Origin of the sequence: Paenibacillus sp. RRE4, from assembly GCF_031844205.1 — a bacterium.
Lineage (GTDB): Bacteria > Bacillota > Bacilli > Paenibacillales > Paenibacillaceae > Paenibacillus > Paenibacillus xylanexedens_B.
Genome location: NZ_JAUZUT010000001.1, coordinates 3022452 through 3036512 on the forward strand (window position 1 = coordinate 3022452; position 14061 = coordinate 3036512).

Here is a 14061-nt window from a genome sequence, read left to right on the forward strand (position 1 = left end):
CTCCTACTATGAATGGTTTACATTAGTGTATCACAGAATCTCTCCAAAGGTTTATTTGATTCAGTTCATCAATAAGAATATGAGGCTTCTCCAAAATACGTTCGAATAATTTACGATACTGTTTGGTGAATTGCTCCATTTCTTTCCGACTAAAGCTTTTCACACGATAGTCAAAATGGATACTGAAATGTTCTTCCGTTTTTTGAGCGGTAACATAGACCTCATATTCACTGAAATTCCATTCATACTTGAATGGAGTAATCTGAATTTCAGTAGTTTCTACAGAGCGATCAACAAAATTATTCATGTTAAACATCGTATCAAACAAACACTGCTCATCGGGTGCAGATGAGAAGCCTGCATCTTCGAGCATTCTTTCAAATGGATAATTCTGATGATCAAATGCCTGCAATTGGTTAGCCTGAATTTTAAGGAGATATTCGTAATACGTATCGCCTGTTGATATTATATTTCGCAAGGGAATTGAATTAATAAATAAACCAACTGTGTCCTGCAGTTCAGGTCTATTTCTGCCAAATGCATACGTTCCAACAATCATATCTGTTCTTTCCGTCTTCTGATGCAACGTAAGCAGATACACCGAAAATAAAATAGCATAATCCGTTAAACTTGAATCATGAAGTTTTTCTCTTAGTTGCACGAGATGGCTAGCAGGTAGTTTTACAACTATCTGATCTCCCTCGTAGGAAGGGATAGCTTCTTCGTTTACAGGCTCGCCTCTTACCGTAAACGGATCGTAGCCTTGAAGTGTTTCTTTCCAAAAGATTTGAGATTCGACATATCCTCCCCGATCAAGTCTCTCTTTTTGCCAAACGGCATAATCTTTATATTGTAATTGAACAAGAGGAAGTGTTGTCCCCTCATAGAGCTGAGCCAATTCATTCATCAAAATGCCCACGGATGTGCCATCAGATATGGCGTGATGCATATCGATCAGAAGCATATGATCCTCTTCTCCCATATGAAGGAGCTTCGCACGAAGAAGTGGTGGTAGCTCTGTATTGAACGGTTGAATGAAAGATTCCATAATACGTACTCTTTCCGCATCTGACTCAGCCTTTTCCTGAATCAGATCAAAATGAGTGCTTTTGTGAATACACTGGACAACTTGTCCTCCCTCTTTATGCAATGAGGTACGCAGAGCTTCATGGCGTTCTATTAAAGCCCTAAAGCTCTGCTCCAGCCGCTCCCCCTGAAGTCTTCCGTTGATTCGAAATGCCATTGGCATATTCCAATGATTATTCCCCTCGCTTGCTTCATACCCGTAAGCTTGATAAGGCGTTGCAGGATAGATACGCTGTTCAGGTGCAGGCTGAATACGCTCGTATTTATCATGATAAAGATTTGCTCCTTGCTGCTGGATATAAGCGGCCAACATCTTAATTGTTGGATACTTAAATACATCCTGCAGATCTATCCGGATATGAAGTTGCTCTTGTACAAGCGTATTTAACATCATGGCTTTCAGAGAATGTCCACCGTGTTCAAAGAAATGATCCTCTGTACCTGCACGCTCAATACCCAGTACCTCTGCCCAGATTAATGCCAAATCCTGTTCAAGTGTAGTTTGAGGCGCACAAAACCCAGTTGTCAGTTGACTGCTTGGTTCTGGCAAGCCTTTTCGATCTATTTTCCCGTTGGAATTGCGCGGCAAATTATTCAAAAATTCAAATCTAGACGGGATCATATACTGGGGAAGCATAGAACTTAAAGCTTGCCTAATATGAGCCAATTGTTCCTTCCCTTCCTGTTGCTCCCGTTGCATTACAATGTAGGCCACAAGGTACGAATGCCCTTGTGTATCCCGTTTGGGAACAACTACAGACTCCCGCACTTCAGGTAGTGATATCAAGCGATCCTCGATTTCCGGAAGTTCAATGCGATTCCCACGAATTTTGACTTGCTGATCCAGACGATCCAGATATTCCAGATTTCCATCAGGCAACCATCTGACCAAATCACCAGTACGATAAATAATCTCTCCAGGTGTTGTAACACTTTCAATAAATCGTTCTGATGTCAGCGCAGGCTGATTGAGATATCCCAAAGCCAGTCCATCTCCGCCAATATAGAGTTCCCCAGGAACACCAATCGGCTGTCGTTGGCCCCAACGGTTAAGCACGTAAACTTTGGTATTGTGAACTGGGCGCCCAATAGGTACATTTCGTCTATCTCTTAGGGTTTCATCCACAGTATAGGTTGCAGCGAAGACTGTCGTTTCTGTAGGTCCGTATCCGTTAGCCAATCGGTGTGGACCCAGATAATCCAGAGCCTTTAGAACATGTTTTCGTGAGGCTGCTTCGCCGCCAAAAAACAGTTTGCGAACATGTTTCAGACAAGTCACATCATAATCCACAATGGTATTGAACAGTGAAGCTGTCATAAAAGCAGAGGAAATCCGCTCTTTTTTCAGCATTCTGCCAAGTCGGGCTGTGTGTACAACGTCCTCCTTGGGAATCAGCACCAGGACAGCACCATTGAGCAAAGCACCAAATATTTCATAGGTAGATCCATCGAATGCATAGTTAGACAGCTGCAATACCCGATCTTCCGGCCTCATATCCATGAAACCATTATTAATACTTGTTCTCATGATATTCCGATGCGTAGTCACGACTCCTTTGGGTGCACCAGTCGACCCAGATGTATACATGACATAGGCAGGTGAATCAGCCGTCCACGTCTCAACCTGATCAGACACTGCCTCTTCCTTAACCTCTTCACTCCATAAGCGTTCGTCAAGCATTATCGTTTGACCCTGAAAATCAGCTATGCCCAGATTAGTTCCAGCTATCAATAGTTGGGCTTGGCTATCTTTCAACATGTAGGCTAACCTATCTTCCGGGAATGTTGGATCAAGCGGTACATATGCGGCTCCCGCCTTCAAAATCCCCATAATGGAGACGATCATGCCTATAGAACGATTAGCCAGTAATCCTACCACTTCACCCGGGACGATTCCCTTCAGTTTGAGTACCTTTGCAATCTGATTGGCCTTTATCCGCAACTCGTCATAGGTTATCACCTCTGAACCCATGACAACGGATGGACGATTCCCATATCGCAGCACTTGTTTCTCAAACCTTTTTGATATCGTTTCTTCCCTCGGGTAGTCTACCTCCTCTCCTTCGAAACTTGCTAAGTGCAGCCTTTCCCCTGGAGTACACATCTCAATTTTCATGATTTGCTCATGAGGACGAATCACCATTTGCTGCAGGATATGTTCATAATGACGCATCATTCGTTCAATCGTTTGAGAAGAGAACAAATTTTCATTATATTCAACAGTTAGACTTATGCCTCCGGCGTGCTCAACACCTCCCCATGTCATATCGAACTTCGGCTCACTGGATACAGAAGGTAACTGACGAACGGAGAACGAACTCGTTTCGGGTGATGAGTGCTCCATGTTCTGCAATACAAATATCGTATCAAATAGCGGATGTCGGTTCAGTTCTCTTGGCAATGCCAGCTGTTCTATCAGCTCCTCAAGAGCAAACATCCCGTGTTCGTAGCCCTGCATCAACTGGGCATGAACTTGTTGAATATAATTCTGAATTTCCTTCTCTCCCACTGGCCTCAATCTCAATGCCAACGTATTCACAAACATGCCAACTATGGATGTAGTATCCGCATGTTCCCGCCCGGCTGTAGGGACACCGATAACGATATCCTCCTGTCCCGCATATTTGGATAACAGAATGGAATAACCTGCCAACATTACCGTATACAACGTTGTTTTGTACTCTTCTGCCTGAATCTGCAGCTGCTTGGTCAGTTCTTCATTAAGCTGCATTTCTACTCGTGCCCCAGTAGCTCTATGAGTTCTGGCATAATAATCATCATAAGGTAGACTTAACATCGAAAGTTCACCTCGGAATTGATTTAACCAGTATTCTCCACTACTTTGATAGCTTCCCGCCTTCTTATATTCCTGTTCCCAAACAGCATACTCCTTGTACTGAACAGAAAGCGGCTCCAACTTCTGTTGTTCATACAACTGAAACAGTTCAGTGAAGATAATACCGGTCGATGTGCCATCAGAAACGATGTGGTGGGTATCTACAACCAGAAAATGACTTTCTGATGAAGTACTCAACAAGCCTGCACGAATAAGCGATTTGTGAGTTTTTAGGTTGAAGGGACGCACAAATGAATGAACGTACGTTTCTATATCAACTTTTCCCTTCCCTTTAGCAAATGTATGTTCCATCCCCCATTCCAGGTCTGCAACAGGCCATATACGCTGTCTCAGCTCACCTTGAACAAGTTCAAAAGACGTACGCAACGCTTCATGTCTATGGATTAGTGAAATAAATGCTTCCTCGAGTCGGTCAGTAAAGAGTCGACCTTCAATTTCAAATACCATTGGCATATTGTAACTGGTGCTCTGCTGATCCATATGTTGAATGAAAAATAATCTCTTCTGCGCCGAAGATGCTGGATAGGTATCTTGAACCGCTACAGGTTGCAAAGATGAATAACGATGGTTCCTTCTGGCTTTCTGAATAAATTTGGCCTGATCCAACACGGAAGTGTAGGTAAACACATCTTGTACCGTCAACCTTACATCAAATGCTTTATGAATCTGGGCTATAAGGGACATTGCCTTAAGAGAGTGCCCTCCTAGTTCAAAGAAATGGTCGTGCATGCCTACTTTTGGTAAACCCAGAACACTGCTCCAGATCCCAACTAATTCAGCTTCGAGCGAATTGGTTGGTGCAACATAACTTTCGGATACAAAAGGATGTGGCTTCGGAAGCATTCTTTTATCCACTTTCCCATTACTTGTGAGTGGAAAAGATTCAAGCAAGGTGTATGTGGAAGGCACCATATAATCTGGAAGGTCGTGAAGCAACTGTTCCCGAATAACGTTCGGCAGCCTAGGCTCAGATATCGAATGAGGAACGATATATGCTGAAAGAAAGGAGTGCCCTTGCTCATCCCGTCCAGATGTTACCATCGCTTCTCTAACTTCCGGCATAACCAGTAGTCTGCTTTCGACCTCTGTAAGCTCTACTCGATTGCCACGAATTTTGACCTGCTGATCCAAACGGTCCAGAAATTCTAGGTTTCCATCAGGTAGCCACTTCACCAAATCTCCTGTGCGATAGAGTTTTGTTCCTGATTTCAGCGGATTCTCGCCAAATCGCTCTGACGTCAACGCTGGTTGGTTCAGATAACCCTGTGCCAATCCTTCTCCCCCGATATACAGTTCTCCGGGTACCCCAACCGGCTGTCTCTTTCCCCACGGATTCAGCACATATACCTGTGTATTGTGAACTGGACAGCCTATTGGCACATTGCTTCTGTCCCGCATACTCTCATCCACCGAAAATGTCGTTGCAAAAACAGTCGTCTCCGTTGGACCGTAACAATTAATAATCCGATGGGGACCTAGATAATCCAACGCTTTCAGAACATGTTTTCTGGAGCCCGGCTCCCCACCGAAAAATAGTTTTCGTATATGTTTGAGACAGCTTAAGTCGTAGTCTACAAGTGTATTGAACAAGGCTGTCGTCATGAAGACTGTTGTAATTCGCTGTTCATCCAATGTACGAGCAAGTTCTGTAATATGCAGCAAATCTTCCCTGGTAATCAAGATTAGCGCTGAGCCATTCAATAAAGCTCCGAAAATGTCATAAGTCGATCCGTCAAAAGCATAATTGGACAATTGCAGAACACGATCCGTAGGCATCATATCAATAAACCCGTTTTGGATACTGGTCTTCATAATGTTGCGATGTGTCGTTATGACTCCTTTGGGCTTCCCGGTTGAACCCGATGTATACATTACGTAAGCTGCATGTTCCGGCCGGGTTTCTCGATCTTCCCCAAGCTCTTCATTATGAGTTTCACTCCAGCACTGTTCATTTAACACCATCGTTTTCCCTGAAAACCCTGGAATAGTCCGACCTTGCTCAGCTAGGAGCAATTCTACCTGGCTATCTTCAAGCATAAAGAGAAGGCGCTCTTGCGGAAAGCCCGGATCAAGTGGAACATATGTGGCTCCGGATTTCAAAATACCGAGAATGGACACAATCATCCCCATAGAGCGGTCCGTTAACAATCCAACTCTGTCTCCCGGACGAACCCCTTCGTGTTTTAACGCTTCGGCCATTCGTTTAACATTCATACCCAGCTCACTATAGGTCATGCTCAGGGAGCCCATGATCAACGCAGGACGATCCGCATACTGTCTCACTTGTTTTTCAAACCGCACGGGTATTGTTTCTTCCCTTGGATATTCGACAAATTGTCCTTCATACTTCTCAAAGTACAGGGTTTCTTCCAATGTACACAATTCAATATCATTTAGAGCCCGATTGGTATCGCTGACCATCTGTTCAAGAATATGCACATAATGGGAAGACACTTGTTGAATCATGGCATCGGAAAACAAATCGGTATTGTATTCAATCGTCATGGAAACGTCTTCTTTCAACTCGTGTCCAGCCCAAGTCATCTCAAACTTGGATCGCCCTGTTGTTGCCTCCAACTGATCAATAGTAAGCTGGTCCGCCTTTAGCTGAGTCATGTTCATATTCTGTAGTACAAATATGGTTTCAAAAAGGGGATGACGACTCGGCTCCCTGACCATTTGCAGATGATCCAGCAGCTCTTCAAGAGGATACACCGCATAATCGGAGCAATCCAGTACACGTTGCTTCAATGAAGCAACGTACTCTGCAACCGTAAGTTCCGGTTTGATTTCGCTGCGTAAAGGTAACGTTTTAACAAACATCCCCACCATGGAAGCCGTTTCGGCATGATCTCTGCCGGCAATCGGTGTACCCACAATGATATCTTCCTGTCCGCTATATTTGGATAGCAGAATGTAATATGCAGCTAACAGTAACACATACAAGGTTGTATCGTGGTTCGACGCGAGCTCGGTCAGGCGCTTGGCAAGAACGTCACCCAGTAGGAATGTATGTTGTGCTCCTTCATAGCGCTGTACTCGCGGACGCACGTTTTCCAGAGGGAAGTCCAATATCGGCAGTTCTCCCTCATACATTCGATGCCAATAATCACGAGCAGCACTGTAGGCTTCCGTTGATTGCTGCAGCTGCTCATAGGCAGCGTAATCTTTATACTGTTTAAGCAGAAGCGGTAGCTCTTCATCTTGATATAATTTGAATAACTCATCGTATATAATCGCTGTTGATATCCCATCCGAAACGATATGGTGAACATCCAGCAACAATAGATGCTGTGTATCCGATTGCTTGCGGATGTACGCTCTAAACAAGCTAGGAGCTGACAAATCAAAAGGGAAAATACATGATGTAACCCATGACGCCTCGTCATGATCTATAGACCCGTATTGTAATGTGCCCTTATTTACTTCTGTCAGATTAAGTTTCCAGTCCAGTTCGCCCAGCGCATGTACCTGTTGTCTAACCTGATCATCTTCCAACACAAAAGAGGTTCGTAAGGACTCATGGCGCTCAATCAACCGAAGTAGCGCATTTTTGAGCCGCTCCATATTCAGACGGCCTTCGATTCGTAATACCATCGGCATGTTATAACTGGTACCAATATTTTCATTTTGCTGAATAATATACAATCTTCTCTGGGCAGAAGTCACATTATAACTTGTATTCTGACTCACAGTAGGCAGGGAGACATACCCGTCAAGCTTGTCTTTCCCTTGAATAAGCATAGCCTGCTCCCGAATGGTAGGATGGCTGAAGATATCATGAAGACTTAGCTTCACATCAAACATCTGATGTATTTTGGCCACCATAGTCATCGCTTTAAGCGAGTGTCCTCCAAGATCGAGAAAGGATTCCAGCATGCCCGGATAATCCTTTCCTAGAACTTCGGACCAGATATGCTGCAACTGCTCTTCATACGGGTTTTCAGGTCGTATGACCTCCAGCGTATTCCATTTAGCCGAAGGCTTGGGAAGAGCGGCATAATCCACCTTACCATTGGATGTCATCGGTATGGTATCCACAATGAGAATAAATGAAGGAATCATATATTCCGGAAGCGACTGTCTTAATTCACTTTTCCACTTCGAAACCAGATCGGAACTATCCATCTTCTTCGTCACAAGATTTTCGGGTACGACGTAGGCACAAAGAAGGGAACCTTCGCCACGCTCCTCTTTACGTGCCATTAACACTGCTTCATTTACGGAGGAGATTTCTTTTAATTTGGTTTCAATCTCACCGAGCTCGATCCGATTGCCTCGAATTTTGATCTGATTATCCATTCTTGCCAGGTATTCCAGTTGACCATCCTCTCTCCAAACTACCAAATCCCCTGTCCGATACATCGTTTCTCCAGGAACAAATGGATCTGGAACAAAGCGTTCTTCCGTTAAATCAGGCTGGTTCAGATATCCTTTTGATACACCTTCCCCACCGATGTACAATTCACCAGGAATTCCTATAGGCTGCAATTGGTTCCATCGATTAAGCACATATAACCTTGTATTGTGTATCGGACGTCCGATGGGAACCCGAGAATATTGATACAAGCTGTTTTCAACCGAATACGTCGCTGCAAAAACCGTCGTTTCTGTGGGTCCATACGCATTCACAATACGATGCTCGCCCAAGTAATCCAAAGCTTTCAGTACATGTTTTATCGATGCGTTCTCGCCACCAAAGAACAATTTTCTTATATGCTTGAAGCATGTAACATCATAGTCGACCATCGTATTAAATAACGTCGTCGTCATAAAAGCAGATGTAATTTTTTCTTCATCCATCATTCTCGCTAGCTCGGCAGCGTCGAGTAATGTATGTTTGGTAATCAATAGGAGTGTTGATCCATTTAATAGTGCCCCAAACATCTCATAGGTTGAGCCATCGAATGCATAATTGGATACTTGGAGTACCCGGTCGGCAGCGGACAGTTCACTGTAGCCATTGTGAATAGCCGTCTTAATAATATTTCGATGACTGGTCATCACTCCTTTGGGCTTACCGGTCGAGCCTGAAGTATACATCACATACGCTGTTGCTTCCGATGGAATCGCCGGCAACCTCCAATTTTCTCCATGTCCCCTCGTCCTTGCTGCCTCTTGAAGTATTTCTTCAAGTACCAAATGCTTTGGAATACTCCCGGTTATGGTCAACTCATTGGCTGTGATCAGCCAAGTGGCATTGCTGTCCTCCACAATGAAATGCTTGCGCTCTTCAGGAAAAGAAGGGTCAATAGGAACATACATAGCACCTGTCTTGAGAATCCCGAAAATGGCTATAATCATTCCCATAGAACGGTCAGTCAATAGACCCACAACATCTCCTTGCTTCATTCCTTTTTCCATCAGTACCCGCGCATATTGGTTTGTTACTTCATTAAATTCCTTGTACGTTAGACTCTGATCCTCATAAATAACCGCAATCTGATCAGGAGTTCGCGCTGCCTGCTCCTGCATTACTGACGAAATGCTGGATTGACGCGGATATTCTGCCTGTGTTTCATTGCAACTTAGCATGGCGGATTTCTCTTCGTCCGTTAACAAATGGATTTCTCTCAGCCTCATCGAGCAGGTGTTCACCATTTGCACAAGGATGTTTTTGTAGTGATCAATCATCTTCAGTATGGTGGATTTTTTGTAGATGGAAGAAGCATACTCCACTGTCCAGTTCAAACCATGGCGCTCCTCCTGACATCCCCACGTCATATCGAATTTGGCATAATTCCAGTCCCACTCCGCTGCAGTAAAGGTTGTTCCCGTTAGTTGAATTGGTGGAATATCCATATTTTGCAGTACAAAAAGGGTGTCGAACAACGGATGTCGACTAAGATCTCTGGACAGTTGAAGATGCTCAAGGAGATCTTCGAGAGGGAACTCTCCATGCTCTTGTGCCTCAACAGAATTGGACTTCAGCCGACCTATGAATTCATCCACTGTGAGTTCACCTGACACCTCATTACGTAGGGCCAGCGTATTGACAAACATGCCAACCATAGACTGAACATCTTCGTGATACCTTCCTGCAATTGGTGATCCGACCACAATATCCTCTTCTCCAGTATATTTGGATAACATGATATTATAAGCAGCCAGCAAGACCACATATAATGTGGTTTTGTGCTTAGCAGCAAGACTTTTTAACCGATTCGTGAGCTCCGTTTCAAGTTGAAATGAGATTGAACCCCCCTCATAAGATCGAACCGAAGGTCTGACATAATCGGGTACAATCTCCGTACTAGGAAGTTCACCTTCGAATTGGGCACACCAGTATTTTCGATTTTCCTCATATCGCTGACTCGTCCGCTCATTTTGTTCATATACGGAGTAATCTTTATAATGCAAGTTTACAGGTGGCAGCACTTCTCCCTGATATAACTGGGTCAGTTCCTTATAAATAATTCCGGTGGAAACACCATCAGACACGATGTGATGCGTATCAATGAATAAGAGACTATGATTAGATGTAACTTCTGCAAGAGCTGCACGGATTAGCGGACTGCTTGATAGATCAAATGGCTGTACGAATTTCTCGAGATATGAAGCAATCATCGTTTTTTGTCTATTCAGAACATCGGTTCCGCAATACATTACCCCTTGTTGCTCTTGCATCTTATAGTTAATTAAAATCCAGCTTAGTTCCGCGGGTTCGAGAATTTGTTGCCGCAAGTGTTCACCAGACCAGATGAAACGCGTCCTGAGAATCTCGTGCCGTCGTATAAGCTGTATGAAGGCCTTTTCAAGCTTATCGCGGTTAAGCTTACCTTCAATCTTCAGTACCATCGGCATATTATAGCTGGTCTCTAGCGGAGCCAGCTGTTGTGCAATGTAGACTCTTTTTTGCGATGCGGACACTGGGTACGATTCTTGTACTTCCACCGCAGGAATAGCCTTATATACACTTTTCCGAGAGTTTTCTATGCATAGTGACATTTCCCGCAGCAGTGCTGCACGGAATACTTCATGCAAAGAAAGTTTTACGTCCATCTCTTTATGTATTTTGGCTACCAGCATCATTGCTTTTAACGAATGGCCCCCAAGCTCAAAAAAGTGGTCTCCAGCGCCCGGTTTGATGCCCAATACATCTTCCCAGATCTGAGCTAGTTTCTGTTCGGTTTCTCCAGAAAGTGGAAGATTTTTGTTTTGATCCATCACCTTAGGAAGCGGAAGGTTTTTACGGTCGATTTTGCCGTTAGAATTAAGCGGCAATTCCCTAAGAATCTGGAATGTAGCAGGAATCATATACTCAGGTAAACGGTCTTTCAACGCCAACTTCCATTCCTGAATTTGCTGATTCTGCTCTGCCTGACCCTCTGCATATTGAATAGGGAGGATATATGCACTTAAGTTAGAGCTTCCTTGAGCATCCCGCCATGTCGTAACAAGAACATCTTCCACTCCGGAAAGAGCTCTCATCTTCTCCTGCACCTCACCAAGCTCAATGCGGTGACCCCTGATTTTGACCTGATGATCCTTCCGCCCTACAAATTCCAAATTCCCATCAGACAGACGTTTAACCAAATCTCCGGTTTTATACATTTTCTCACCGGGAGCATGCGGGTTGTCAACAAAGCGTTCTCGCATCAATTCTGGAGCATTCACGTAACTGGCCAAACCTTCACCGCCAATGTATAACTCTCCCGTCACACCGACAGGCATTGGATTATGTTTGGAGTTCATAACATAAACAGTGGTATTATGAATCGGTTTGCCTATGGGTGCCACATCAGGCTGTGTAATCGGATAATATGTTGCATACACTGTCGTTTCTGTTGGTCCATACATGTGCAATAACCGTTCTGGGCCCAAAACATCTAATGCCTTGTTCAGATGCCGGATTGAAGCCTTCTCTCCCCCAAACAAAAGATACCTTACCTTACTGAGACAATTTGGGTCCCAATCTACTAGCGTATTGAATAGCGCAGTTGTCATAAAAGCGACCGAAATTTCTTCCTTGGTGAATATATCAGCAAGCGCAGCTACGCTCTGCATCATTTCTTCGGTAGGAAGTACAAGCGTTGAGCCATTTAACAATGCCCCGTATATGTCGAAGGTTGCCCCATCAAAAGCATAATTCGAAATTTGCAAAATCCGATCTTTGGAGTTCAATTCCGCATAGCCGTTATTTCGCACGGTCTTGATAATATTTTGATGGGTTGCAACCACACCTTTAGGTTTTCCCGTCGAACCCGAAGTGTAAATAATGTAAGCAGCATCCCGTGGACCTGACAGGAAATTAACCTCGTGGTACTCGTTTGTGTTGAATGAACGTTCATGCATCATCAACATGTCCAAGGTTAAGATCTCTCCCTCATAATAGGGCATTTCTAACTCAGTGAACCGAAGCAGGAATTGTGCATCACTATCTTGGAGCATATGGGTCAATCTTTCGGCCGGAAATGTGGGGTCAAGTGGAATATAGGCAGCACCAGCACGAATAATAGCCAGCAAGCCTGCAATCATCTCCATGGATTTCCCCGCAGCGAGTCCTACCCTGTCTCCTGGCTGTATGCCATGCCATTGCATAGCTTTGGCCCAATCTTCAACCAGAGCATGAAGTTCTGCATAAGTCCATGTCTGGTGTGCTAATTGAATTGCTGGATGATCAGGGTATAACTCGACCTGTTGAATAAATAATTCTGAAATGGACTGATCCCTCGGATAGTCTGCAGTGGTCTCGTTTCCTTTCACCAGCATGCTGTTTTCTTCCGGGGTCAGGATCAGAATATCTGCAACACTTATTTGCGGTTCTTGCACAATTAACAGGCAGGCTTGCTTCAGGTGAACAAACAATCGTTTAATAAAAGAATCTGAATATACCTGCTCGTTGTAATTGATCTTGACCCGGATCTCTTCACCTGGGCCTATGGAAATGTTCAGATCATAATTGGTATGTTCATACGCTTCAATGGAGGTTATATCAAATCCAAGTCCGAACTGTTTGGTATCAAACATGCTGGCACTGGACGGGTAGTTTTCATACACCATGATATGGTTAAAAAGCTGACCATTCTGACCTGCCTCCGCTTGCACTTCAGCGAGAGATAAGTAGCTAAACTCCTCAGACAGAATGGCGTTTTGATGTGTCTTTTTCAGTAATTGGGCAAACGATTGTTTCTCTTCCGACGTTATTCTTACGGGCACAGCGTTAATGAATAAACCTACAATTTTCTCCACATTTGGTATGTTAGCCGATCTTCCAGATACTACAGTTCCAAAAACCACATCGTCAGAATTGCTATAGTATTGCAGCACTACTCCCCACAACGTCTGAAAAAGACTGCTCATCGTGACCTGATATCTGCGGCTAACATCCATTAATTGCTCAGTCAGCACCTTGCCCAAATTAAACGTTATCTCCTGAATCGAAGGTGATTCCGCCGAATCCGAAGTAATTTCCACTGGGAAGTCTGCTCCGTTCTCATAACCAGAGAGATAATTTTTCCAATAGTTTCTGGCTTCGATCTCCTGCTGCTCACCCAACCATTTAATATATCTTTTATAGGGAATGACACGATCCAGTTGTGCAGGTGTTCCGTGAATCTCCTGTTTGTAGAGGGAGAACCATTCCTGGAAAATAATCCCCAGGCACCAACCGTCAATTAGAATATGATGATTGCTCCAGATTAACGTATATGCCGCCGGGCCAGTTTGGATTATTTGCAGACGTAACAGGATATCTTTGGACAAGTCAAAAGACCGCTGGCGATCTTCCTCCGCTATCTGCCGAATCCTCTTCCTTTTCTCAATCGGATCAGACTCATTCAACTGAATGTATTCCAATTTAAGTTTTCTGTTTCGTAGCACGATTTGTCTTGGTTTGTTGATTTTGTCGTGAATAAAGATTGTCCGAAGCGTATCGTATCTCTCGATAACTTTGTTTATGGAGCGTTCCAATGCTTTAACATCAACCAACCCATCAATCGTAAAAGTCATTTGCTCGAAATAGACGTCTCCCTTGTCATAAAGCGAATGAAACAGCAATGCCTCTTGCATTGGAGATAATGGATAAATATCAGCAATTTCCGGTTTGTTCATCATCCCTTAATGTCCTCCCCTTAAATCTATAGATAGCCGAAGGAGCCCCGGAGATCCCCCTTTTC

General features: G+C 44.0%; 1 protein-coding gene. It reads right to left on the reverse strand.

Annotation, left to right across the window (positions count from 1 at the left end):
- Positions 1-22: 22 nt before the first annotated feature.
- The gene (locus tag Q9R46_RS13705; RefSeq protein ID WP_311280408.1) at positions 23-13999 is read right to left on the reverse strand and encodes a non-ribosomal peptide synthetase; all 13977 of its coding nucleotides are present in this window, start codon (positions 13997-13999) and stop codon (positions 23-25) included.
- Positions 14000-14061 lie beyond the last annotated feature (62 nt).